This window comes from Micromonospora purpureochromogenes, from assembly GCF_900091515.1.
In the GTDB taxonomy this organism is placed as follows: Bacteria; Actinomycetota; Actinomycetes; order Mycobacteriales; family Micromonosporaceae; genus Micromonospora; species Micromonospora purpureochromogenes.
This window is the reverse complement of the sequence record NZ_LT607410.1, coordinates 765,073-789,186: the sequence shown is the minus strand read 5'-3', so window position 1 is coordinate 789,186 and position 24,114 is coordinate 765,073. Positions and strand designations below refer to the sequence as shown.

The 24,114-nt window shown below is 73.5% G+C and carries 24 protein-coding genes and 1 tRNA gene; 10 read left to right on the top strand and 15 right to left on the bottom strand.

The features are described from left to right. Positions 1–210 precede the first annotated feature (210 nt). On the top strand, positions 211–990 hold the full coding sequence (locus tag GA0074696_RS03730; protein WP_088964341.1) for an IucA/IucC family C-terminal-domain containing protein: 780 nt from the start codon (positions 211–213) through the stop codon (positions 988–990). Positions 991–996: 6 nt separating this feature from the next. Here the strand turns inward: GA0074696_RS03730 and GA0074696_RS03725 are convergent, their stop codons facing one another. After that, entirely contained in the window at positions 997–2,823 is a 1,827-nt protein-coding gene (locus tag GA0074696_RS03725; protein WP_231925249.1) for a hypothetical protein, read from the bottom strand. Positions 2,824–3,032: 209 nt separating this feature from the next. Here GA0074696_RS03725 and GA0074696_RS03720 point away from each other — a divergent pair, with 209 nt between their 5' ends. After that, positions 3,033–3,743: a class I SAM-dependent methyltransferase gene (locus GA0074696_RS03720; protein WP_088959795.1), complete on the top strand. Its 711-nt coding sequence runs from the start codon at positions 3,033–3,035 to the stop codon at positions 3,741–3,743. Positions 3,744–3,844: 101 nt separating this feature from the next. On the opposite strand, the gene GA0074696_RS03715 is transcribed toward GA0074696_RS03720, so the two are convergent. The 3 genes from GA0074696_RS03715 to GA0074696_RS03705 form a co-directional block, all read right to left on the bottom strand. Next, the gene (locus GA0074696_RS03715) at positions 3,845–4,378 is read right to left on the bottom strand and encodes a YbhB/YbcL family Raf kinase inhibitor-like protein (protein WP_088959794.1); all 534 of its coding nucleotides are present in this window, start codon (positions 4,376–4,378) and stop codon (positions 3,845–3,847) included. Positions 4,379–4,533: 155 nt separating this feature from the next. Next, positions 4,534–5,445 (bottom strand): 2-hydroxyacid dehydrogenase, encoded by a 912-nt coding sequence (locus GA0074696_RS03710; protein WP_088964339.1) that lies wholly within the window; start codon positions 5,443–5,445, stop codon positions 4,534–4,536. Between the two features lie 115 nt (positions 5,446–5,560). After that, positions 5,561–5,647 (bottom strand) — tRNA-Ser (locus tag GA0074696_RS03705). Between the two features lie 95 nt (positions 5,648–5,742). Here GA0074696_RS03705 and GA0074696_RS03700 point away from each other — a divergent pair. Continuing rightward, positions 5,743–6,282 carry an AAA family ATPase gene (locus GA0074696_RS03700; protein WP_231925247.1) on the top strand — a complete coding sequence of 180 codons (540 nt, stop codon included), beginning with the start codon at positions 5,743–5,745 and terminating at the stop codon, positions 6,280–6,282. 9 nt (positions 6,283–6,291) lie between these two features. Continuing rightward, a complete protein-coding gene (locus GA0074696_RS03695; protein WP_088959793.1) occupies positions 6,292–7,269 on the top strand; it encodes an NAD(P)H-quinone oxidoreductase in 978 nt (325 codons plus the stop codon). Here the strand turns inward: GA0074696_RS03695 and soxR are convergent. Continuing rightward, on the bottom strand, positions 7,256–7,720 hold the full coding sequence (soxR, locus tag GA0074696_RS03690; protein WP_088959792.1) for a redox-sensitive transcriptional activator SoxR: 465 nt from the start codon (positions 7,718–7,720) through the stop codon (positions 7,256–7,258). The genes GA0074696_RS03695 and soxR overlap by 14 nt on opposite strands. A gap of 45 nt (positions 7,721–7,765) precedes the next feature. Here soxR and GA0074696_RS03685 point away from each other — a divergent pair, with 45 nt between their 5' ends. Beyond that, positions 7,766–8,467, top strand: a complete 702-nt coding sequence (locus GA0074696_RS03685) for a transketolase (RefSeq protein WP_088959791.1) — start codon at positions 7,766–7,768, stop codon at positions 8,465–8,467. A 4-nt stretch (positions 8,468–8,471) separates the two neighbouring features. After that, on the top strand, positions 8,472–9,365 hold the full coding sequence (locus GA0074696_RS03680) for a transketolase family protein (RefSeq protein WP_088959790.1): 894 nt from the start codon (positions 8,472–8,474) through the stop codon (positions 9,363–9,365). Here the strand turns inward: GA0074696_RS03680 and GA0074696_RS03675 are convergent. After that, entirely contained in the window at positions 9,351–10,058 is a 708-nt protein-coding gene (locus GA0074696_RS03675) for a glycosyltransferase family 2 protein (RefSeq protein ID WP_088959789.1), read from the bottom strand. The two genes, GA0074696_RS03680 and GA0074696_RS03675, sit on opposite strands and share 15 nt — an antisense overlap. A 123-nt stretch (positions 10,059–10,181) precedes the next feature. Here GA0074696_RS03675 and GA0074696_RS03670 point away from each other — a divergent pair, with 123 nt between their 5' ends. Further along, positions 10,182–12,407, top strand: coding sequence for a hypothetical protein (locus tag GA0074696_RS03670; protein WP_088959788.1), 2,226 nt, complete (start codon positions 10,182–10,184; stop codon positions 12,405–12,407). A 151-nt stretch (positions 12,408–12,558) separates the two neighbouring features. Beyond that, positions 12,559–14,157 (top strand): ricin-type beta-trefoil lectin domain protein, encoded by a 1,599-nt coding sequence (locus GA0074696_RS03665; RefSeq protein ID WP_088959787.1) that lies wholly within the window; start codon positions 12,559–12,561, stop codon positions 14,155–14,157. A gap of 54 nt (positions 14,158–14,211) precedes the next feature. On the opposite strand, the gene GA0074696_RS03660 is transcribed toward GA0074696_RS03665, so the two are convergent. From GA0074696_RS03660 to GA0074696_RS03630, 7 genes are all read right to left on the bottom strand, one after another. Further along, on the bottom strand, positions 14,212–14,814 hold the full coding sequence (locus tag GA0074696_RS03660; protein ID WP_088959786.1) for a hypothetical protein: 603 nt from the start codon (positions 14,812–14,814) through the stop codon (positions 14,212–14,214). A gap of 56 nt (positions 14,815–14,870) precedes the next feature. Further along, the gene (locus GA0074696_RS03655; RefSeq protein WP_088959785.1) at positions 14,871–16,355 is read right to left on the bottom strand and encodes a sensor histidine kinase; all 1,485 of its coding nucleotides are present in this window, start codon (positions 16,353–16,355) and stop codon (positions 14,871–14,873) included. Beyond that, positions 16,348–17,040, bottom strand: coding sequence for a response regulator transcription factor (locus tag GA0074696_RS03650; RefSeq protein WP_088959784.1), 693 nt, complete (start codon positions 17,038–17,040; stop codon positions 16,348–16,350). Before GA0074696_RS03650 ends, GA0074696_RS03655 begins: the two co-directional genes overlap by 8 nt. A gap of 68 nt (positions 17,041–17,108) precedes the next feature. After that, positions 17,109–17,621, bottom strand: coding sequence for a hypothetical protein (locus GA0074696_RS03645; RefSeq protein ID WP_088964337.1), 513 nt, complete (start codon positions 17,619–17,621; stop codon positions 17,109–17,111). A 102-nt stretch (positions 17,622–17,723) separates the two neighbouring features. Beyond that, the gene (locus GA0074696_RS03640; protein ID WP_088959783.1) at positions 17,724–18,608 is read right to left on the bottom strand and encodes a DUF1906 domain-containing protein; all 885 of its coding nucleotides are present in this window, start codon (positions 18,606–18,608) and stop codon (positions 17,724–17,726) included. Positions 18,609–18,781: 173 nt separating this feature from the next. Continuing rightward, positions 18,782–19,780, bottom strand: coding sequence for a phosphotransferase family protein (locus GA0074696_RS03635; RefSeq protein ID WP_088959782.1), 999 nt, complete (start codon positions 19,778–19,780; stop codon positions 18,782–18,784). 82 nt (positions 19,781–19,862) lie between these two features. Beyond that, positions 19,863–21,035: a thiolase family protein gene (locus tag GA0074696_RS03630; RefSeq protein ID WP_088959781.1), complete on the bottom strand. Its 1,173-nt coding sequence runs from the start codon at positions 21,033–21,035 to the stop codon at positions 19,863–19,865. 101 nt (positions 21,036–21,136) lie between these two features. Here GA0074696_RS03630 and GA0074696_RS03625 point away from each other — a divergent pair, with 101 nt between their 5' ends. Further along, positions 21,137–21,574, top strand: coding sequence for a PH domain-containing protein (locus GA0074696_RS03625; RefSeq protein WP_088959780.1), 438 nt, complete (start codon positions 21,137–21,139; stop codon positions 21,572–21,574). Positions 21,575–21,597: 23 nt separating this feature from the next. Here GA0074696_RS03625 and GA0074696_RS03620 read toward each other — a convergent pair whose 3' ends face one another. Beyond that, entirely contained in the window at positions 21,598–22,545 is a 948-nt protein-coding gene (locus GA0074696_RS03620; protein ID WP_088959779.1) for a rhomboid family intramembrane serine protease, read from the bottom strand. A gap of 27 nt (positions 22,546–22,572) precedes the next feature. Next, positions 22,573–23,103: a peptidylprolyl isomerase gene (locus tag GA0074696_RS03615; protein WP_088959778.1), complete on the bottom strand. Its 531-nt coding sequence runs from the start codon at positions 23,101–23,103 to the stop codon at positions 22,573–22,575. 84 nt (positions 23,104–23,187) lie between these two features. Here GA0074696_RS03615 and GA0074696_RS03610 point away from each other — a divergent pair, with 84 nt between their 5' ends. After that, positions 23,188–24,021: a hypothetical protein gene (locus GA0074696_RS03610; RefSeq protein ID WP_088959777.1), complete on the top strand. Its 834-nt coding sequence runs from the start codon at positions 23,188–23,190 to the stop codon at positions 24,019–24,021. Positions 24,022–24,114 lie beyond the last annotated feature (93 nt).

Sequence of the window (24,114 nt, the reverse complement as noted above, 5' to 3'; positions counted from 1 at the left end):
TTTGGCTTGACACCACGCGCGTTTCCACCTCCACGCACCGGGTAGTACGCGGAGCCCGGGCCGGTTCGTCGCCAGCGTCGTCGACGGAGTGACCCGGGCCTCTCGATCCGCCTTTGGTGAGCCTTCCCTTATACGGAGGGCTGTGGTTAGGCTAGCCTTAGCTGGACGGACGGCACTTCGGACAAGGGGACGGACCAGGTGACAGCGGTGATGCCAGGGTGCGAGCTCGCCCCGCCGCTCGCCCCGGTGACCGCCACCCTCCGGGCCATGTTCGGCACCGACGACCTGCCCGGGCTCGCCCCGGGCCTGCTGGTCGTCGACGAGGCCGGCTGGAGCCCGGCGACCGGCCTGATCGACGGCACCCGCCTCCCCGAGTTCCTCGCCGCGGCGTCCCGCCGCTGGGGTGGCACCCCGCACGCCTGCGCCGCGCTGGCCTGGAAGTCCTACAGCTACTGGACGGCCCTGCCGGTGGTGCTCGGCTGGGCCTCGGCCCGCCGGGTGCCGCTGCTCGACCCGGCCGACGTGCTGATCCACTTCGAGGACCACCACCAGCTGCTCACCCTGGGGCTGCGCGGCTCGACCGCGGTCGCGGTGCTGCCGAACGACCCGCTGGCGCTCGCCGGCCACCCCGAGGTCCGGGTGGTCGCCGACGAGGCCGAGCTGCTCCGCGCGCTCCGCGCCTCGCTGCTCGACGCCCACCTCGCCCCGATGATCGCCGCGATCCAGACGGAGGTCCGGGTCGGCGCCCGTACGCTGCTCGGCTCGGTCGCCTCCGGCATCGCCCACGGCATCCTGCGCGCGGCGGACACCCTCCCCGGCTCCTCGGTCCGCAGCATCTCCACCCTGCTCGACGCGCTCGACCTGGCCGACCTGGTGGAGCTGGTGCCCGGTCCGACCGGCGAGCCGACGGTGCAGCGCCGGACCTGCTGCCTGGCCTTCACCCTGCCGAAGCCCAAGATCTGCCAGGGCTGCTGCGTCCGCCCGTCCTGACCGCGCCTACCCCGTCAGCGGCCGCACGTCCCAGAGCCACACCCCACCGGTGAAGGTGGGGGTGATTCCGGTCAGCTCGGTCATCGACCAGCGCAGCCCGTCGGCGTTGCGGTGCGGGCCGAGGACCACCGCCCCGGCCCGCCAGTAGCGCAGGTCGTCCACCGCCGCGGCCCGGTCCTGCCGGGTGATCGGCGGGATCACCCCGGTCCGGGCGACGTGACCGAAGAAGTTGCTGGTCCGGCGGAACGGCGCGGTGAAGAGGGCGACGTCCGGCTCGGGCGCCGACGGCCTGGTGTCCGGCGCGAGGAAGTAGCCGCGGGCGATCGGCATCGCCAGCCGGGTGCGGGACGACCAGCGCAGCGGATCGGCGTAGGTGTTGTCGGGCAGCGGCAGGGTGACGATGCTGCGTCCGCCGGCGACGTACGGGCGCCACCCGCCGGAGGTGACGAACGCCGGGGTCGGGTCGAGCCGGGTGACGGGCAGCGGCGTGGGCACGTTCGGCAGCAGGGCCATGACCAGGACGGTGACGGTGGCGAACCGGATCTGCGTCCGCGTTCCCGGGTACCGGCGGGCCAGTTGGCGGGCATGTTCCGCGCCGAGCGCGAGCAGCACCCCGACGACCGGCGTGACCGCCAGCGACCAGCGGGTGGGCACCACGGAGTGCAGCAGCGGCAGGTTCTCCAGCAGCGCCCACGGGGCGGGCACGCCGGTGTCCCGGCCGTTGAGCTGGATCTCCCGGCCGAGCGAGAGCACCGCGAAGAGCACGGCGAGGACCGCCAGGCCGAGCACCAGGGCGTTGCGCCGCAGCCACCAGACCAGGGCGACGGTGAGGACCACCAGCGGCCAGCCGAAGAAGGCGTTCTCCTCGGTGGCGTTCCTGGCCAGCGGCCTGGCGGAGCGGGCGTCACCGGCCAGCGACTCGCGCGAGTACGCCACGAAGGCGGCCAGGTCCGTGCGGTAGCCCCGGATCAGCCGGGACAGCCCGTGGTACGAGCCGGGGCCGAAGAGCTGCACGTAGAGCGGGTACGCCAGCAGCACGGCGGCCAGGACGGCGGCGACCCCGAGCCCGGCCAGGAAGGTGCGCGTGCCGCGGCGCAGCTCGGGCCGGCCGATGGCGAGCGCGGCCACCACCACGCCCAGCGCGATCGCGGTCATCAACAGGATCTCGAGGTTGAGGAAGGCCTGCCAGACGATCAGCAGGCCGAGCAGGAGGCCGTTGCGCAGCCACCGGCCTGGCTCGGCGAGCCGCAGGGTCCGCCAGGCGATCAGCGGGACGACGAACTGCGACACGATGTTCGGGTGGGCGTTGGCGTGCGACACCATCGCCGGGGCGAACCCGCAGAACGCGGCGCCCAGCCACGCCGGGCCCCGGGACCGGGTCACCACCCGGGAGAGGAAGAAGTACCAGGCGGTCCCGGTGGCGGCCATCCCCAGGGTGAGGAAAAGCAGAAACGACCATTGCGGCCCGAAGAGCGCGGTGACCGGCGTCATTGGTATCGAAATGGACAATACGGAGGTATTGGCCATCAGGTTCACGCCGTCGGGCACGTTCATCCGGTCTGATGCGAACGGATAGGCGAATTCGTTCACGACCCGGGCGCCGTGGGCCATCATCCACTCGAACTGCGACTGGTCGGACCGGTTGTCCCGCAGCCCACTGCCGGGCCGCGTCCAGAGCCGCAGGGTCACCCAGAATGCCAGCAGCACGAAGCTGAGCACCGCCGCGACATCCCGCCGCCAGCCCTCCCGCCACCGTACGAGGTGGTCGTCGCCGACCTCGGCGCCCCCGACGCCGGAGCGCTCGACCTCGGGGCCCGATTCGGGAGTAGTCATGACAATTCGGAGCGTAGTTGGCTTATGGCGGTGACGTGACATGTTTCGGAGGACTGCGTACTATGTGCCGGGTTCGCCGACCCCCGATCACGTGCCCAAACCCGACCGCATTTCGGCCACCACGGTGCCCCGTTTCCTCCGCGGCTGACGCGGATGATTCACTCTGTCGGTCCAGGCGCGGGTCGAGTCATATCGTGAGGAATCGACGCATGGCAGAAATCACTGGGGATCAGCGCGTCCAGTCCGAGGTCCTGGAGGGCCTCGCGACGGCGGTCAACCACCGGAGCTGGTTCGTGGAGCTGGCCGTGCCCCACCTCGGCGACAACCCCATCGAGATCGGCAGCGGCCTCGGCGACTACGCGCTGGAGTGGTCGCGGCACGTCCCCCGCTTCACCGCCACCGAGGCCGACCCGGACCGGCTGGTGCAGCTCAAGGAGCGGCTGGCCGACCAGCCCGGCATCGAGGTACGGCAGATGCTGCTGCCGCACCCCGAGCGCGGCAACTACAGCGCGGCCGTCTCGTACAACGTGCTCGAGCACATCGAGGACCACGTCGGCGCGCTGCGCAGCATGCGCGACCTGGTCCGCCCCGGCGGCGCGGTGATCATCATCGTGCCGGCCTTCCAGTTCGCGATGAGCCCGGCCGACATCGCCACCGGGCACGTGCGCCGCTACACGAAGAAGACCCTGGCGGCGGCGATGACCGAGGCGGGGCTGACGGTCGAGACCATGCACTACGCCAACGCGCTCGGCCTGATCGGGTACTTCATGGCCACCAAGGTCTTCCGGCTGATGCCGAAGGAGGGCCCGATGGTCAAGGTCTACGACACCCTGGTGCTGCCGGCGACCAAGGCCGCCGAGCAGCGGATCCGTCCCCCGTTCGGCCAGTCCGTCTTCGCCGTCGCCCGCGTCCCGGCCTGACCCCTGCCGGCCCCACCTGGTCGGGGCCGGAAAACCTGCAATCCGTGGGTGGCCACCCGCCGGTCGGGAGAGGCCACCCACGGCATCGTGAGGGCCCGGGGTCACTCCTTGATCTGGTACGTCGGGCGGATGACCGCCCGGGCCAGGGTGTGGAAGGCCAGGTTGAAGCCGACGTAGGCGGGGCTGGCCGCGGGGGCGACGTCGAGGCGCTCGACGTCCAGCGCGTGCACCGCGAAGACGTACCGGTGCGGGCGGTCCCCGGGCGGCGGAGCGGCGCCGCCGTAGCCGGTGTCGCCGTAGTCGTTGCGGACGCTGAACGCGCCGCCCAGGTCGGCCTCCTTCGCCCCGGTGGGCAGCTCGGTCACCGAGGCCGGCAGGTTCACCAGCACCCAGTGCCAGAAGCCGCTGCCGGTCGGGGCGTCCGGGTCGAAGCAGGTCACCACGAAGCTCTTCGTCTCGGCCGGGAAGTCCGACCAGGCCAGGTGCGGGGAGACGTTCTCGCCGCCGGTGCTGCCGTGCGCGTACCGCGCGTCCATCGGCTCGCCGTTATGCACGTCGTCACTGGTCAGGTTGAACGCCGAGACGGTCGGCAGCAGCTCGTACGGATCCGGGGCGATCGGTCGTTCCAGGGTCATCGGGGGTCCTTCCGGTGCGCGTGATGTCCTCCGCCCTTCTTACCCCGCCGCCGCGCCCGAACGAACCGAAAGCGACGCGACGTCCGGATCCCTCCGCACTCGGTCGCCTGGCTCGGCAGCCCGGAGTGAGCGGCGACGAGACGTGAGGCGGAGGGTTACGGCCCGACAACGACGTTCGCGAGGGGCTTGCCCGCCACGTACCGCCGGACCTGGTCGACCAGCAGCCGGCGGGCCCGGGGTGCCAGCGCGGCGGTCAGGCCGCCGACGTGCGGACTGATCAGGACGTTCGGTGCGGACCACAGCGGGTGATCGGCGGGCAGCGGCTCGGGGTCGGTGACGTCCAGGGCAGCGTGCAGCCGGCCCGCGCTGAGCTCGGCGAGCAGCGCCTCGGTGTCCACCACCCGCCCCCGTGACACGTTCACCAGCAGGGCGCCGTCGGCCATCCTGGCGAGGAAGTCCTTGTTCACCAGGCCCTCGGTCTCCGGGGTCAGCGGCGTGGCCACGATGACGACATCCGCTCGCGGCAACAGCTCCGGAATGTCGGAAACCGGCCGTACGCCGGGGCGGGCGCTCCGTGCCACCCGGCTGAACTCCACCTCGAACCCGGCGAGCCGGCGCTCGATCGCGGCGCCGATCGAGCCGTACCCGACGATCAGCACCCGGGCGTCAGCCAGCCCGGTCGACCAACCCGAGGCCCAGCGGCCCTCGCCCCCCGCCCGGACGAAGTCCGGCAGCCGGCGCCGGGCGGCAAGGGTGAGCGCCACGGCCAGCTCGGCGGTTGCCGCGTCGTGCACGCCCCGGCCGTTGGCCAGGGTCAGGCCGGGCCGCAGGTACGGCAGGACATGGTCGTAGCCGGCGGTCACGGTCTGCACCACTGTGAGCCGGGGCATCCGGGCGATCGGCTCGCAGAAGCGCGGATCAATGATCCCGTACGGGACTGCGTAGAACTCGACATCGTCCAGGTTCTCGGGGACGGGTTGAGTGCCGTCGTACAGCGCGACGTCCAGATCGCCAAGCTCGGCCAATGCGTCGGGGTGAGAGATCAGGTAGCGCACGGCGACAATCATGCTGGATCGGGCCGAGCCGGCCATGCCCGCACGCCCGCGCCGTCGCCCGCCATCCGTAGACACGCCCCCTGACCGGCGTTTGCGCTGGTCAGGGCATTTTTGCCGGGCTGAGGGGCGGAGGGTGTGGGATTCGAACCCACGAAGACATCGCTGCCTTACCGGTTTTCAAGACCAGCGCCATCGGCCACTAGGCGAACCCTCCCGGACCGCCACCCTCGGGTATACGGCCGGTGCCTAGTCTGCCACGGACGCCGCGCGCCGGAACCGGCCTCCCACCCCTATTGGGAGGATGTCCCGGTGTGGGACACACCGACGATCGTGCTGATCACCGGGATCATGGCGGCCGGCAAGTCCACAGTGGCCCAGGAGCTGGCCCGACGGCTGCCCCGCTCGGTGCACCTGCGCGGTGACCTCTTCCGGCGGATGGTGGTCAACGGTCGGGCGGAGATGACCGCCGAGCTCTCCGAGGAGGCGTGGCGTCAGCTCCGGCTCCGCTACGACCTGGCCGCCCACACCGCCGACGGGTACGTCGAAGCCGGCTTCACCGTCGTCCTCCAGGACGTGGTGGTCGGGCCGGAGCTGCCGGCGATGGTCGATCGGATCCGGCACCGGCCGCTGCTGGTAGTCGTGCTCGCCCCGCGCGCCGAGGTGGTCACCGCCCGCGAGCGCGCGCGGTCCAAGACGGGGTACGGCGACTGGCCGGTCGCCGACTTCGACGCCGGGTTCCGGGCCGACACGCCGCGGATCGGGCTCTGGCTGGACACCTCGGAGCAGGTCCCGGCGCAGACGGTGGACGAGATCCTGGGCCGGGCGTGGACCGAGGGGCGGATCGGGTAAGACTGGGCCATGCACGCGATCACGATTCCGGAACCCGGCGGACCCGAGGCACTCGTCTGGGCGGAGGTGCCCGACCCGGAGCCCGGCCCCGGTGAGGTGGTCGTCGACGTGCGGGCCAGCGCGGTGAACCGGGCCGACCTGCTGCAACGGCAGGGGCACTACCCGCCGCCGCCGGGCGCGCCCGCGTACCCCGGGTTGGAGTGCTCGGGGGTGGTCGGCGCGGTCGGCCCGGGCGTGACCGGGTGGGAGGTCGGCCAGGAGGTCTGCGCGCTGCTGGCCGGCGGCGGGTACGCGGAGCGGGTGGCGGTGCCGGCCGGGCAGCTGCTGCCGGTGCCGGCCGGCGTGGACCTGGTCGACGCGGCGGCGCTGCCGGAGGTGGCCTGCACGGTCTGGTCGAACGTGGTGCGGCTGGCCCGGCTCGGCAGGGGCGAGACGCTGCTGGTGCACGGCGGTGGCAGCGGGATCGGCACCTTCGCCGTCCAGCTCGGGGTGGCGCTCGGCGCCACCGTGGCGGTGACCGCCCGCGCGGCCAAGCACGACCGGCTGCGGGAGCTGGGCGCCGCGCACACGATCGACTACCGGGAGCAGGACTTCGTCGAGGAGGTCCGCCGGGCCACCGACGGTCGCGGCGCGGACGTGATCCTCGACATCATGGGCGCCTCCTACCTGGGCCGGAACGTGGCGGCGCTGGCCGACGGCGGTCGGCTGGTGGTGATCGGCATGCAGGGCGGCCGCAAGGCCGAACTGGACCTGGGTGCGCTGCTGGCCAAGCGGGCCTCGGTGGCCGCGACCGCGCTGCGTTCCCGCCCGCTGGACGACAAGGCGGAGATCGTGCGGGGCGTCCGGGAGCAGGTCTGGCCGCTGGTGGAGGCCGGCAGAATCCGGCCGATCGTGGACCGGCGGCTGCCGATGACCGAGGCGGCGCAGGCGCACCGGCTGGTCGAGTCGAACGAGCACGTGGGCAAGGTGCTGCTCACGACGCCGTGACGGCACCGTCTCCCGGTCGGGGCAGCACCAGCCGGGCCCCTGGCCCCTCGCCGGCGAGCGAGTCGCCCGGGTTGTAGAGGGTGCAGCGCTGCAGGGACAGGCAGCCGCAGCCGATGCAGCCGTCCAGGTCGTCGCGGAGCTTGCCGAGCAGTCGGATCTTCTCGTCCAGCCGCTCCCGCCAGACCCGGGACAGCGCGGCCCAGTCGTCGGGGGTGGGGGTACGGGAGGCGGGCAGCGAGTCGAGCGCCTCGCGGATCTCGTCCAGCGAGATGCCGACCTGCTGGGCGATCCGGACGAACGCCACCCGGCGCAACTCGGTACGCGGGTACCGGCGCTGGTTGCCGCCGGTGCGTTCGGCGCGGATCAGGCCGAGCCGTTCGTAGTAGCGCAGCGCGGACGGTGCCACGCCGCTGCGGGTGGAGAGCTGCCCGATGGTGAGTGATTCGTGCATCAGTCGCCTTGAGTTGAAGTTGACTTCAACTTGCAGGCTAGCCGCATGACCACCACGACCGCCACCGCCCCACCCGTACCGGGTCCGGTCGCCGCACCGCTGGAGCGGCTGCGCGCCGGCCGCGAGTTCGGCTCCAACGTCTACTCGACCGTCGACGTGCTCTGGGTGCTGTACGACCGGATCCTGCGGATCACCCCGCAGACCATGGACGACCCGGATCGCGACCGCTTCCTGCTCTCCAAGGGGCACGCCGTCGCCGGCTACTACGCGGTGCTCGCCGCGAAGGGCTTCGTCCCGGCCGACTGGCTCGACGACCAGGGCGGCCCGGACAGCCGCCTCGGCGACCACCCGGACCGGCTGCTGGTGCCCGGCGTGGAGATCGGCTCCGGCTCGCTCGGCCACGGCCTCGGGCTGGGCGTGGGCACCGCGCTGGGGCTGCGCGCCCAGGGTCGCACCGGTCCCCGGGTGTACGTCCTGCTCGGCGACGCCGAACTGGACGAGGGCTCCAACCACGAGGCGATCGCGTACGCCGGGGCGACCGGGCTGGCCAACCTGACCGCGGTCGTGCTCGACAACCGCTCCGCCAGCCACGGGTGGCCGGGCGGGGTGGCCAGCCGGTTCACCGTCAACGGGTGGACCTCCGCCACCGTCGACGGACGCGACCACGACGCCCTGCACGCCGCCCTCACCGGCCACGAGAAGCACCGGCCGCACGTCGTCGTCGCGGTCGTCGAGAACGGGGAGTGAGAGCATGCGGGAGACCTTCGTCGCCAGCGCGACCGAACTGCTGGCGGATCCGCGTACCACCATCGTGCTGGCGGACATCTCGGCCGCCGCGTTCGCCCCGGCCGCCCGCCGGTACCCCGACCGGGTGCTCAACGTCGGGATCCGGGAACAGTTGATGGTGGGGGTGGCCGGTGGCCTGGCGCTGACCGGGCAACGCCCAATCGTGCACAGCTACGCCCCGTTCCTCGTCGAGCGGGCTTACGAGCAGATCAAACTGGACCTCGACCACCAGGGGGTGGGCGCGGTGCTGGTCAGCGTCGGAGCGTCGTACGACCGGGCGGCGGCGGGCCGGACGCACCTCAGCCCAGCCGACGTGAGCCTGCTCGACACGCTGCACGGCTGGACCGTGCACGTGCCCGGACACCCGGACGAGGTGCCGGGGCTGCTGCGCGACGTGGTGTGCGGGCAGGACTCGGCGTACCTGCGGCTGTCGACGCAGCAGAACAGCCGCCCGTACGGCGGGGACGGTGCGCTGCGGGTGCTGCGGGACGCCGGGCCGGACGCGGCGCTGCTGGTGGCCGTCGGGCCGGTGCTGGACGCGGCGCTCGCGGCGGTGGCCGACCTGCCGGTGACGGTGGCCTACACCCACCGGCCGCGGCCGTTCGACACCGCCGGCCTGCGGGAGCTGGCCGGCACGGAGGTGATCCTGGTCGAGCCCTACCTGGCCGGCACGTCGGCCCGGGTGGTGTCGGAGGCGCTGGCCGACCGCCCGCACCGGCTGCTCACCCTCGGCGTGGCCCGGTCGGACCTGCGGCGCTACGGCACGGCGGAGGACCACACCCGCTGGCACGGGCTGGACGCCGACGGCCTGCGCCGGTCGGTCGACGGTTTCCTGCGGACGGCGTCAGCGCGGGGCTGAGCCGGCGGGACGGCGGCGGGTGCGCTCCCGGCCGAGGATCCAGAGCGCCTCGACGCCGTCCTTCCAGGTGATCTTCTTGCCCTCCTCGCGACCGCGCGCCCGGTAGCTGATCGGCACCTCGTACGGGCGGATGCGGCGGCGCAGCAGCTTGCCGGTCACCTCCGCCTCCATGCCGAAGCCGCGGGACCGGACGTCGAGGGAGCGGTAGAGCTCGACCGGCATCAGCTTGAAGCAGGTCTCCAGGTCGCCGATGTAGGAGTTGAACAGCACGTTGGCCGCCATCGTGACGCCCTTGTTGCCCATCACGTACCAGAAGCTGTAGGCGCTGTGGCTGCCGAAGGTGCGATTGCCGTAGACCACCGTCGCGCGGCCGTCGAGCACCGGGTCGAGCAGCCGCGGGATGTCCTGCGGGTCGTACTCCAGGTCGGCGTCGAGGATGACCATGTACTCACCGTCGGCGCTGTCCACGGCCGTCTTGATGGCCGCGCCCTTGCCCGCGTTGCGCTGGTGGGTGATGACCCGCAGTCGCGCGTCGTCGGCCCGGCCGAGGATCTCACCGGTGCCGTCCCGGCTGCCGTCGTCGACCACGACCAGCTCGATCTCGCACGGGTAATCGACCGCCAATGCCTGCTTGAGGGCATCCGCGATGCGTTCTTCCTCGTTGTAGACCGGCATGAGGATCGAGAGCTTCACGGGGATCTCCACGGTGGCGACAGTAAGTCGGCCCTAGCCTAGCCTGGCTGCTCAGCGCCAGGGAGGCCGCCACCACGGCCAGGGGGCACCCACCCTTCAGGAACATGGTGTTAACTTCCGCCCATGTCGGCAGCCGGCTGGATGGTCGTGGTGGCGCCCGTCGCCGCGTTCGTGGTGCTCACCTCGGTGCTGTGGACCCGCCGCCCGGACGCGGTCGCCCCGCTGCGCCTGGCCGTGGTCCGCGCCGCGCTGCTGACCGGCGTCTTCGCCGTACTCACCGTGGAACTGCTGGGCGCGCTGCGCGCGCTGACCCTGCCGGCCGTCGCCGTGGCCTGGCTGCTCTTCCTCGCCGCCACCGTGGCGGCGGCCCGCCCGTGGCAACGCCGCGCGGCGGTGGCGTCCGCCGCGGTGGCGCCCGCCGCCCGGGCCGGGACGCTCGTCGGGGCGGCGACCGGCGCCCCGGCGTCCGGCGCCGGCCCGGCCGCCACGCCCGTCTCCCCCGCCGGCCCGTCCGACGCCCAACGGCCCCCGTCGTCCGTACCGGGCGGCCTCGCGTCGGCCCTGGCCGGCGTCCGGGCCCGGCTGGCCCACTTCCGGCGTACGGCGAGCCGGGGCGAGCGGCTGCTGGCCGGCACGGTCGGCGGGCTGGTGCTGGTGGAGCTGCTCGTCGCGCTGCTGGCCGAACCCAACAACTTCGACTCGCAGACCTACCACCTGCCGAAGGTGGAGCACTGGGTCGCCCAGGGCAGCCTGGACTTCTGGCCCACCGCGATCCACCGGCAGGTGACCATCCCACCCGGCGCGGAGTACCTGCTGCTGCACCTGCGCCTGCTGACCGGCGGCGACGCGCTGCACAACCTGGTGCAGTGGGCCGCCGCGCTGGGTTGCCTGGTGGTGGGGACCCGGGTCGTCGCGCAGCTCGGCGGCGGGCGGCGGGCCCAGCTGCTCACCGCGTTCCTGCTGGCCACCACGCCGATGGTGGCGCTCGAGGCGACCAGCACCCAGACCGACCTGGTGGCCGCCGCCTGGGCCGGCTGCGTCGGAACGCTGGCGCTGGACGGGCTGCGCCGGCGTGCGGACGTCGGGAGCCTGCTGGCGCTCGGTGCGGCCACCGGCCTGACCGCGCTGACCAAGACCAGCGGCCTGCTCGCGGTCGGCCCGCTGCTGGTGCTCTGGGGAGTCGCCCAGCTCCGGCTGGCGTTCCGCCCGGCGTCGGCGGATGTGGACCCGGGCTCGGCGTCGGCCGGCGCGGGGTCCGCCGGGGAGGGTCGTGGCGCTGCCGGGGTGGTGCGGACGGTCGCCGGATCGCTGCTGGTGCTGCTGGTGGCCGCAGCGGTGGTGGGCCCGTTCCTGGCCCGGGTGACCGTCGAGTTCGGCCACCCGCTCGGCCCGCCCCGACTCCGCGAGTCCATCCCGGTGGAACGGCACGACCCGGCGTCGATCCTGGTCAACGCGCTGCGGATCGGCCACACCGCGTTCGACACCCCGCTCGCGCCGCTGCGCGCCGGCACGGCCGGGGCGATCACGGACGGCTCGCGGACGATCGGCGTCGACCCGCAGGACCGCGCGATCACCTTCGGCCGGGAGGTGTTCCCGGTGCCGGCCTGGTACCCGGACGAGGACCGGGTGGCGTTCCCGCTGGCCGGCACGCTGGCGCTGCTGGGGGCGGTGTTCGCGCTGGCCCGGCCGGCCCGGATCAGCCCGACCGCGCCGGCGGCCCTGCGGGCGTACGCGGTCGCGGTGGTGGTGGCCGTCGGGTTGCACACCGCGACGATCAAGTGGCAGCCCTGGGGGAATCGGCTGCTGCTCTACGTGCTGGTGGCCGCCGTGCCGCTGGCCGGGCTCTGGCTGGACGCACTGCTGCGGCGCCGGCTCGGCGCCGGGCGGCGGTCGGTGGCGGCCGGGCTGGTGGTGACCATGCTGGCCGCCTCCGCGCTGGCCGGCGTGCTGGCCCTGTCGTACGGCTTCCCGCGCCGGCTGGTCGGCGCCGGCTCGGTCTTCACCACTTCCGAGTGGGACACCCGCTTCCTGCGCCGGCCGCAGTGGGCCGAGGAGTTCCGCTGGGCCGCGGCGGCGGTACGGGCGAGCGACGCCCACCGGATCGGCCTGGTGCAGCAGAACGACAACTGGGAGTACCCCTGGTGGCTGCTGCTGCGCGACGAGGCGGGCCGCTCGCCGGAGCTGGTGGCGTTGCAGTCGGTGCTGCCCGACCGGCCGCCGGCCGACCCGGCCTCGGTGGACGCGATCGTCTGCACCGGCAGCCGTACGGCGTGCGTCGAGCTGGTGCCGACGGGCTGGACGCTGGAGTTCCGCGACTACGTCGGCTACGCGCTGCCGCCCGGCCGCTGACCGCCCCACCCCCGGCCAGCCCGCCAGGGGAAGGCACGCGCCGCGCAGATGGCGGAAACCTTTCCGAGACATATTCACATCCGTGCATCGCGCGCGTTACCGTCCGGTAACTCGATCGACGTCCTGCGATCGAGCGGAAAGGAGTGCGTCGATGCTTGGCACCCCCACCAGGCGCGCACCGGCGATCCGACGGCGGGCACTCACCGTCGTCTCCGCCGCCGCCCTCGTCCTGCCCATGCTCCTCGGGCCGGCGTCCCCGGCCGCCGCCGACGACCGTCCGACCGTTCAGCCACTCCCGACGAGCCTCGAAGCGGTCCGCGCCGCCGAGGCCACCGCGCTCTACGGCTCACCGGAGATCCGGCCGCTGGAGCAGCGCCGCACCGCCCTGGTCACCATGGGCGACAGCGAGATCTCCGGCGAGGGTGTGGGCAACTACGTGCCCGGCACCCACCAGAACGGCAACTGGTGCGACCGCTCGTACGACCAGGCGGTGTTCCGCACCGGCATCCCGTCCGACACCCGCTACAACCTCGCCTGCTCCGGCGCCACCCCGTGGAACCTGGTCGCCGGCGGCCCCACCCAGCACAACGAGCTCAACCAGGGCGACTACCTGGCGATCAAGGCGCGCAACACGCACGTCAAGCTGATCTGGGTGATGGTCGGCGCCAACGGCGACGGCACGATCCAGTTCGGACCGGTCGCCACCGACTGCGCCGTACGCCGGGTCTTCTTCCAGGGCCCCTGCTACCCGACCTACACCGACCAGTGGACCATCCGCACCGACGGCAGCCGGCGCGCGGTCCAGGAGGCGCTCACCTCCATCCGGCAGACCATGACCGACGCCGGCTACCTGGGGTCGGACTACGAGCTGGTGCTGATGTCGTACCCCAGCCCGGGCAGCCCGGACGTGGAGGACAACCCGGACTTCCCCGGCTGGTACGGCGGCGGCTGCCTGCTCTACCTGGCCGACGCCGCGTTCGCGCGGAACAAGGCGGTGCCGCTGTTCGAGTCGGCGCTGCGGGCGGCGGCCAGCAACACCGGCACCCGCTACCTGGACGCCAGCCGGCTCTTCCACGGCCACGAGGTCTGCACCGACAACACCTCGGTCCGCGGTCTCTACATCGAGGTGGGGATCTGGGACGAGAACGCCGCCCGGCAGTCGTTCCACCCCAACATCCGCGGGCACGGCATGTTCGCCCAGTGCATCACCCAGTTCTGGAACGCAGGCCTCCAGCGGGCCACCTGCGTGGACCCGGCCAGCGCCGGCACCGGGGTGCTCCAGCCCGGGCTGCTGGAGTTCAAGCAGCTGCGCAACGTCGCCACCGGCACCTGCGTGGACGGCAGGGGGTACGACTCGCGCAACGGCACCGTCCAGCAGTCGTACGCCTGCCACGGCGGCCGGAACCAGGGCTTCTGGTACGACCCGGCCCGCCAGTCGCTGCACTCGGAGCTGTCACACGACCGCTGCCTGGACGTGGCGGGCGGCTCGCTGACCGCCGGCACGGCGATCAACATCTATGACTGCCACGGCGGCGCCAACCAGAAGTTCGTCTTCGCCGGCAACCAGCTCAAGCCGGCCGGCGCGACCAACCTCTGCGTGGCGTTCGACAACCCGTGGCTGGGCACCCCGCGGCTGCGGCTGGCCGGCTGCTCCACCAGCAGCCGGCAGCAGTGGTCCTTCGAGTCCCGGTCGTTCGCCAACCCGGTCGGGTACGGGCACGATGACTTCATCGGGTCCCGGGTCTACTGACCGCGCGGAGCCGGCGCGGTGATCCGCGCCGGCTCCGTTCCGGGTCTGCCCGCCCTACTGCTGCTTCAACGGCACCACGATCAGCCGGGCGACGGTGGCGTCGCCGTCCTTGGCGCCGGCGACACCGATCCTCGTGCCGACCTTGACGTCGCTCGACTGGATCGTCGTCCGCCGCTCGATCACCCGGAGCTTGTCGCCGAACATCCAGGTCAGGGTGAAGCCGTCGGTGGACTTCACGGTCACCGAGTCACCGTCGACCGCGGTGACCTCGCCGCGCTGCACCACGACCGTCCTGGTGCCGCCGTCCTTGGTCTGCACGACGACCTCGCCGTGCAGGGTGTTCTTCCGCAGCAGCACCCGGGCCTGGCGACGCTTGCGCCACTCCTCGGCCCGCTCACCGCGCTTGCCCTTCGGACCGGCCTCCGGCTCGGCCGATCCGGAGGCCGACGGCGCGGGAGCGGCCACCAGCTCCAGCTCGGTCGGGTCGAAGCCCATGGCGGCGAGCGCCTGTCCCTCCACGCCCATCGCCGCGGCGACGTCGACCGCGGCCTGCTGCGCCGTACCGTCGGCGACCTGGGCCGGGCCGCAGCCGGTGAGGCCCAGCGCGATCGCCGCGAGCAGCGACGTGGTGGCGACGGCGAATCCCTGACGTGCCATGACACTCCCTCTCGTCCGTGGTGCTCTCAGCGTCGCGCGGCCCGATGGGCGCCGCGTCAGGCCGATGTTCGGGTCAGGTAAGGATGGGCGGGCAGCCGGACGGTGAACGCCGCCCCGCCCTCGACGGCGTGCCCGGCGACGATCTCGCCGCCCAGTCGGCGGACCAGGCCGGCGGCGAGCGCCAGCCCGAGTCCGCTGCCCACCTTGCGCACCCCCCGGTAGCGCTGGTGCAGCGCCCCGCGCTCGAAGGCCACCGCCAGGTCGTCGTCGGTGAAGCCGGGCCCGCCGTCGCGGACCTCCACCACCCCGCCGGCCGCCGGATCCGCGCCCGCCGGCCGGACCGCGAGCACCACCGGCGCCCCCGGAGGTACGACCCGCAGCGCGTTCTCCAGCAGCCCGTCCACCACCTGCCGGATCCGTCCCGGATCGGTGTACGCGGGCACCGACGTGTCCGGCGCCTCCAGCCGGAACGGCACCCCGACCGCCGCGCACCGGTCCGACCAGGTGCGCTCGGCGTCGACGGCCAGCCGGGTGAGGTCGACCGGGACCGGTTCCAGCGGGAAGTCGGCGGCCTCCAGTCGGGCCAGCGCCAGCAGGTCGCTGACCAGCCGGTCCAGGTGCTCCGCCTCGGCGAGCATGGTCCGTCCCGTGCCGGGCGCCTCGTCCGCGCCGATCACCCCGTCGGCCAGCGCCTCGGCCCAGCCCCGGATCGCGGTCAGCGGGGTGCGCAGCTCGTGCGAGACGGAGAGCAGGAACTCCCGCTGCCGTCCCTCGCTGGTGGCCAGCGCGGCGGCCAGCCCGTTCAGCGCGTACGCCAGGTCGGCGACCTCGTCCGGCGGCTCCACCGGTACGCGTACCGCCCGGTCGCCGGCGCGCAGCCGGGCGGCGGCGTCGGCGGCGTGCCGGATCGGCCGGGCCAGCCGGCGGGCGAGGAGCAGTCCGGCGGCGAGCCCGGCGGCGAGCCCGGCGAGCAACGGCAGCCAGAGACTGCGCAGCACCTCCCGCCAGGGACCGCTGGTCGTGGCCCGGGTGAGCACCACGCCGTCCCCGCCGGGCAGCGCCCGCCCCTCCACCAGGGCACGCCGGCCGTCGACCAGCCGCCGGCCGGAGACGTCCTTGCCGGCGGAGATCCGGTTCACCACCTGCCGGGGCAGCCCGGGGCGGTCGACGGTGCCGGCGCGCACGACGTACACCTCGATCTCCTGCTGGCGGAGCTGGCGGATCAGTCGGTCGCCGGCGGCGTCCCGCTGCCGCACCGGACGTACCCGCAGCACGTCGGCGGCGAGGCGCGCCTGCGCGGCGAGCGCCGCCTGGTCGCGGCGCTCCGCGCCGCGTACCGCCAGGGGGACCGCGACCAGGGCGGTGACCAGCACGGAGACCAGCGCCACCGCGCAGGTGACCAGGACCGCGCGGGCGGTGAGGGTGTCGGTGATCCGGCGACGCCGGGGCGCGGGCGCGGGTGCGGGCCGGGGTCCGAGCACCGGCAGCGCGACGGTGGGCTCGTGCGGCCGGTCGGGGCGCGGCCGGCCGGGGTCAGCCATCGGCCGCGTACCCGACGCCGCGGTGGGTGCGGATCACACCGGCCGCGCCGAGCTTGGCCCGGACCTGCGCCACGTGCACGTCGACGGTGCGGGTGCCGGCGTGTGCCGCGTACCCCCAGACCCCGGCCAGCAGTTCCTCCCGGGTGAAGACCCGGCCCGGTCTGGCCATCAGGTGGGCGAGCAGGTCGAACTCGGTGGAGGTGAGCTGAACGGGGGCGCCGCCGGCGGTGACCGTGCGGCGGGCCGGGTCGAGGGTGACCGCGCCGACCGTCCGGGCGCGCTCCACCCCCTCGGGCGCGCCGGCCGTACGGCGCAGCACCGCGCGGACCCGGGCGACGAGTTCTCGGGGACTGAACGGCTTGGTGACGTAGTCGTCCGCCCCGAGTTCCAGCCCGACGATCCGGTCGACCTCGTCGTCGCGGGCGGTGAGGAAGATGACCGGCGTCCAGTCGCCGGCCTCGCGCAGCCGACGGCAGATCTCCGTGCCGGCCAGGCCGGGCAGCGTGATGTCGAGTACGCAGGCCACCGGGCGCAGCCGGCGGGCGGCGGCCAGGCCGGCCGTGCCGTCCCGTTCCAGGTGTACGCCGAAGCCGTCCCGGCTCAGGTAGAGCCGGACCAGGTCGGCGATGGCCGGCTCGTCCTCCACCACGAGGACGAGTCCGCGCTGCGGGGCGTCGACGGTCACCGGCCCATGATGACCGACCGGCGGTCACCGCCGACGTACGGCTGTGTTCGGGTCAGGTAAGGATGCGGTCAGCGGGCCGGCACGGGCCGCAGCACCGGGCCACCGGCGGTGGTGGGCGCCTCGCCGATGGTGGCGAGGACCCGCTCCTTCGGCGTGCGCAGCCGGGTACGGAACGCGTGGTTCAGCAGCGTGTCGAGCTGCCACACCTGCTTCGGGTGCTGGGTGTGGATGACGAACCGCTCGCGGACGCCGTCGATCGCGGTGGCGGCCAGGTCGACCGACTGCGAGCGCGGGTCCGGGCTCCAGGTCACGTTGCTCAGCTCGCGCAGCTCGGTGTTGAGGTGCAGGCGGAGCCGGTGCAGCACCCGGGTCTGCTGGGTGACCACCATCCGGCGGTGGGTGAGCAGGAGGAGGTATTCGCCGGCCACCGGCCGGTCGGGGCGACCGCACCGGGCGACCAGGATGGTGGCGTCGCCGGAGCCCACGCACTGCCGGAAGATCGGCATGTGCCGGCTCACGGTCTGGACCGCCAGGCCGGTCTCGGCGGCGGCGGGAAGGAACGTTCGGGAGAAGACGTCCATGACCTGCACAACGAGCCGTGACCTGCGGTGATGTGGGTCACTACGGCATTTTGGAAGTTCCACGCCTGCAAGTCGCACCCTGGGTGCGACTTGCAGGCAGGGTCAGGACCGGCTGGTCGAGACCGTTCCGGTGAACCGACGCGGGTACGCCGGCTGCGCCAGGTCGAGGTAGTTGCTGTCGATGTTCATCTGGACCCCGCCCCAGGTCTCGTCGTGGTCGCCCTGGTACTGCTTCATCCGCCGCTTGGGCGCCCAGTACGTCGACGGCAGGGCCGGGTCGCTGACGGTCTGCTCCCCGTTCCATCGGGCGAAGTCGAGGATGTCCGGACGGTGGTACCCGGGCCGGGAGTAGGCGGCCAGCTGGTCGGTGAGCCCGGCCGAGGAGACGTTGGTGTAGTAGCCGGAGAAGAAGCTGGACTGGTGCAGCCGGGTGGTCCAGGCCGAGACGAACGCGTTGACGGCGGCGCTGCAGGCCGCGTCGCCGGCCTCGTAGTGCTCCATGTCCAGGATGATCGTGCTCCAGGCCGCCAGGCCGAGGCTGCGGGCGCTGGCCGCCGCGTCGTTGGCCGCCTCCCAGCCCTGGTAGGACGCCCGGGCCGGGTCGATCCTGCGCAGAAAGTCGGAGCAGGGGGCCTGGAGACCGACGTAGAGCGGGAAGAACCGCCAGCCCGCCGCCTGCTGGTTCGCCACCCACGTCCGGGTCAGGTTCGGCTGCGCGCAGCCCCGGTTGACCCCACCGATGTAGATGCCGACCGCCCGGTACGGCGACTGCAGCCAGGCCGTCATCTCGGCGTCGGACGGCGCGGTACAGGTGTCGAAGCCCAGCCCGGTGAAGGTGCCCGGATGCGGCCCGGTGTAGCCGGCGGCCCGGGCGGGTGCGCTCGCGCCGGTCACCGCCGCGGTCGCGAGGAGCATTCCGGCCACGGCGGCGGTCAGCAGCCGGCGAGCGGCCCGCCGCAGGCCCGACGGAGCGGAGGTGATCGTCACGGGTTCCCCGTTCTGGCGAAAGGTCGTCAGGCGGCGGAGCGGGCATGCACACGCGCTCAACACCGACCGGGGGAATCCTGCCCGGCCGCCGCCGGGCTGTCCACCCCGTCCATTGCGGAGCTTCCGGGCTCCGATCCGCGCGCCGGGCAGCAATCGGCCGCCACAGCGGACGGTCAGACGGGCAGGGGCGCGAACAGCTCCCCGAGCCAGCCGGGCACCGCCTCGGCGTACTCGGCGCGGGCCGGGTCGGGGGTGACCAGGGCGCGCTGCCAGGACAGCGCCCGACTGACCGTGGTCACCCGCATCGCCAGCTCGGCGGCCTCGCGCAGCGCGGCCCGGTCGTACCGGTCGGTCCACGCCTCCAGGTACGCGTCGCGCAGCCGCAGCAGCGCCGGGTCGTCGGCGGACAGCTCGCCGGCGTACGCCACGGAGCGCAGTGTCACCAGCAGCGTGCCGAAGGGGTGGGCGACGGAGGCGTCCCCCCAGTCGAAGAAGCGGTACCCGTCGACGGCGACGAAGACGTTGCCGTCGTGCAGGTCGTCGTGCTGGATGCTCGCCGGCACCCCGAAGTCCGCCAGCCGCCGGCAGAGCGCCTCGAACTCCCCCCGGTACGCCCGCAGCCGCTGGTGCAGGTCCGGATCCATCCCGTTCTCCGCGCCGAGCAGCAGCGCCTCCTCGTCGTCCAGCAGCACCTCGAACCGCCGCGGCAGCCCCGCCGGCCGGTGGTCGGGCACCCCGAGGGCGAGCAGCCGCTGCGCGTGCGGCGCTACGGCGAGCTGGAGGGCCGCGTACCCGGGCAGCAGCCGCTCCCAGCGGGACAGGTCCGGCTCGGCGGCGAGCGTGTCCCGCAGGCTCGGGCCGCCGTCGGGCAGCAGGGACCAGCCGCGCCCGGTGTCCACGGCGATCGGGTGGAGCACCCGGTCCGGGGTGAGCCGGGCCAGCTCGGCCAGGAGCCCCGCCTCGTGCCGGGTGCCCGGGTTGTTGGCCTTGAACCAGACGTCCCCGCCGTCGGTGGGCACCCGCCAGACCAGGGACCAGGGCCGCACCCGGGGTTCGACCGGGCCGGTCACCCGGCGACCGCTCCGGGCGAGCCGGTCGGCCACCCACTCCAGGGCGGTCGCCTGCCAGTGCGGGTCGGCCCAGTCGGTTCGCGGCGTCGAGGTCTCGGTCACGCCGCGAAATCTAGGCCGTCGCCGGTGGCGGAGTCACGCGTATTCCGCCCGCCCCGGCGACGACCCGTCGTGGTCGTGCCCGTCAGAGCAGCTCGACGATGGTGGCGTTGGCCATGCCGCCGCCCTCGCACATGGTCTGCAGGCCGTACCGGATGCCGTTGTCGCGCATGTGCTGGAGCATGGTGGTCATGATCCGGGCGCCGCTGGCGCCGAGCGGGTGGCCGAGGGCGATCGCGCCACCGCGCGGGTTGAGCCGGTCCGGGTCCGCCTCGGTCTCGGCCAGCCAGGCCAGCGGCACCGGGGCGAACGCCTCGTTCACCTCGTACACCCCGATCTCCTCGATGCCCAGCCCCGCGCGGCGCAGCGCCTTCGCGGTGGCCGGGATCGGCGCGGTGAGCATGGTGACCGGGTCGTCGGCGGCGACCACGGCGGTGTGGATGCGGGCCAGCGGTCGCAGGCCGTGCCGGCTGGCCCACTCGCTGGTGGTGACGGCGAGCGCGGCCGCGCCGTCGGAGATCTGCGACGCGGACCCGGCGGTGACCACGCCGTCGGCGCGGAACGGGGTCTTCAGCTCGCCGAGCTTCTCCAGCGAGGTGTCCCGGCGGATGCCCTCGTCGGCGGCGAACTTGCCGCCGTCGGCCAGCGCCACCGGGGCCAGCTCGGGGTCGAACGCGCCGGCGTCCTGCGCGGCGGCCGCCTTCTCGTGGCTGGCCAGCGCGAACTCGTCGAGCTGGGTGCGGGAGAAGCGCCAGCGCGCGGCGATCAGCTCGGCGCCCACGCCCTGGTTGAACGGCAGCGGCTCGTCCCCGGCGAAGCCCTCGACGCCCCGGTAGCGGTCGCGGAGCTGGTCGCTGAACGGAATCCCGCCGGCAACGCTGGAGCCCATCGGCACCCGGGTCATCGACTCGACGCCACCGGCGACCACCAGGTCGGCCTGGCCGGAGGCGACCGCCGCGGCGGCGAAGTGCAACGCCTGCTGGCTGGACCCGCACTGCCGGTCGACGGTGGTGCCGGGGACCGACTCGGGCCAGCCGGCGGCGAGCACGCCGTTGCGGGCGATGTTCCAGGACTGCTCGCCGACCTGGGACACGCAGCCCCAGACCACGTCGTCGACCTGGCCGGGCTCGATGCCGGTGCGCTCGGCGAGCGCGCGCAGCACGTGCGCCGAGAGGTCGACCGGATGCACGGCGGACAGGCTGCCCTTGCGCCGCCCCACCGGGGTGCGAACCGCGCCGACGATGACTGCGTCACTCATATCTACTCCCCGGTAACCTGGCTGCCGTCGATACTACGTCCTCCGGGAGCCGGTGTCGTCCGCCCCCGGCAGTGGCCGCGTCCGGCTGGCATGCTGGACCCGTGCAGCCTCCATCGTCCCCGTCCCACCAGTGGCGGGTGCCGCCGGCCCTGCCGGTGGTGAAGCTGGTCGGCGCGGTGCTGCTGGTCGCGCTCGGCCTGCTGCTCGCCGACGGCGACCCGGTCCAGGCGGTGCTGACCGTCGCGGTCGTCGCCGGCCTGGCCGGCTGGGCGCTGCGCGACCTGCTAGCCCCGGTCCGCCTCGCCGCCGACCCGGCGGGGGTCACCGTCATCCACAAGTACGCCGGCCGGCGGCACCTGCCCTGGCCGGCCGTCGAGGCGATCACGGTGGACCGGCGGTCCCGGCTCGGGCTGTCCACCGACACCCTGGAGATCGACGCCGGGGAGTCGCTGCACCTCTTCGGCCGGTACGACCTGGGCGCCCCGCCCGACGAGGTGGCCGCGACGCTCCGGTCGGTCCGGGCCGCCGCCCGCCACTGAGCAGCGGCTCAGCCGATGACGGCTCAGCCGGTCAGCATCGCGGTGCGGACGATCACCAGGCCGAGCAGCGCCACCAGGATGACCGCCGTACCGGCGGCCTGGAAGACCGACCGGCGCATCCGCGGCGCGTACGCCAGCACCCAGCCCATCGCCGCCCCGGTGACCAGGCCACCGATGTGGCCCGGGATGGAGATGCTCGGCACGGTGAAGGTGAAGATCAGGTTGATCACCAGGACCGGCACGATCGCCGAGGTGTCCCGGCCCAGCCGGCGCATGATCACGAAGACGGCGGCGAAGAGCCCGAAGATCGCGGTGGACGCGCCGGCCGACGCCGCGTTCGGCTCGCTGAACAGGTAGGCCGCGACGTTGCCGCCCAGCCCGGCGACCAGGTAGAGCCCGAGGAAGCGCAGCGGCCCGAGCAGGGCCTCCAGGTCCCGGCCGAGCACCCAGAGCGCCCACATGTTCAGCAGCAGGTGCACCAGGCCGTAGTGCAGGAACATCGCGGTGACCAGGCGGTACCACTCGCCGGCCGCGACGCCGTGCGCCGGGCCGAAGTCGACGTAGGGGGCGTAGCTCAGCACCGCGCCCCACTGGGTCAGCGGGGTGCCCCCGCCGAGCAGCCCGCCCAGGCCGGAGCCGCCGACCATCGAGTCGCCGCCCCGGTCGCTGAGGATCGACAGCACCATCGCCAGCACGTTCAAGGCGATCAGGGTGCGGGTGACGAGGCCGCGGCGGCCGGCGGCACCGCCACCGAAGGCGGTACGCGCCGGCCGCACGCTGCGGCGTCCCTCGTTCACGCACTCCGGGCACTGGTGGCCGACGGAGGCCTCCCGCATGCACTCCGGACAGATCGGCCGGTCGCAGCGGGTGCAGCGGACGTACGTCTCCCGGTCGGGGTGGCGATAGCAGACCGGAGTGGTCGGCACCGGCCCGCCGGTGGCGTCGCCGGCCGGCCCGGGGCGTTCAGTCATGCGTGCAAAGGTACCTCGGCAGGGCGATCAGGCCGGGGTGCGCTCGATCTCGACCCGCTCGATCACGACGTCCTGCAGCGGCCGGTCGCTCGGGCCGGTCGGGGTGTTGGCGATCGCGTCCACGACCTTCGCCGACTGCTCGTCGGCGACCTGGCCGAAGATGGTGTGCCGGTTGTTGAGGTGCGGGGTCGGCGACACCGTGATGAAGAACTGCGAGCCGTTGGTGCCCGGCCCGGCGTTCGCCATCGCCAGCAGGTACGGCCGGTCGAAGCGCAGCTCCGGGTGGAACTCGTCGCCGAACTTGTAACCCGGACCACCACGGCCGGTGCCGGTCGGGTCGCCCATCTGGACCATGAAGCCGCTGATCACCCGGTGCGAAACGGTGCCGTCGTAGTACGGCCCGCTGCCCGGCTGACCCGTGCGTGGGTCGGTGTATTCCTTGTTGCCCTCCGCCAGGTCGACGAAGTTGCGGACCGTCTTCGGAGCGTGGTTGGGGAAGAGCTCCAGCCGGATCGGGCCAGCGTTGGTGTGCAAGGTGGCGTAGACAGCCTCGGCCACGGGTACTCCTCACTCGTTGGTCAGTTCCATGCGGATCCTCCCATGTGCCCGATCTGGCAGTGCGGAGGCATCCGAAGGTGGAGGATGACGAAGGAACAACTCCCAGGAGGTGGGACCGTGTTTGGAATCGGGCGGCGCAAGACCCAGGGGCAGCTCGCGAAGGCTGAGCTCAACCAGGGCATCGGTCACCTGAGGCAGGCCGCCACGTACGCGGCGAGGGGTGCCGGCGCCACGGTGGGGCCGCGGGTCCAGGCAGCCCGTGGCGTCGTCACGCCGACCGCCGTCATCGTGCGGGACCGGGCGTCCGGCGGTTTCGCGTCGACGGTCGCGGCGCTCGCGCCGCTGGCCCTGGCGGTCCGCAACGCCCAGGCGCAGACGGCGGGCAAGGCCCTCACCGGCCGGAAGGCCGCCGCCGCCAAGCAGCCGGCGATGAGCAGGAAGGCCAAGGCCAGGAACCTGAAGGCCGCGAAGAAGAAGCAGAAGAAGAGCGGGTCGATGATGACCGGCCTGCTGGCCGCCGGCGCGGTCGCCGGCGTGGCCGGCGCGATGGCCATGCGCCGCCGCCGCGAGCAGCAGGAGTGGGCGGAGTACGACCCGACGCAGGGCGTCGAGACCGTCCGCGACGAGGTGGACACCCTGGTCGTGGAGACGCCGTCGGCGAACGGAGGCAAGGTGACCGATTCGTCCACGATGTCCAGCGGTGCCGGCACGGCCGGTGGCCCCACCGGCGCGGGCAGCTCCGCGGTGGCCGGTGGCGACAGCGCCTCGACCACCACCCCCGGCACCCAGCCGATGATCCACGCCAACGACAAGGTCCCCTCGGTCGCCGAGGGCGCCACGGACGTCTCCGGCCGGCCGGCGGACGACCTCAGCAAGGCGATCGGCAAGAACGGCGCCAAGTCCAGCAGCCGTCGCTGACCAGGCGGTTCGCCGGCGGCGCGGGAGGCGACTCCCGCGCCGCCGGCGTGTCCGGGGTCGATCGCGCCCCCGCCGGCCCAGGGCCGCCCCTCG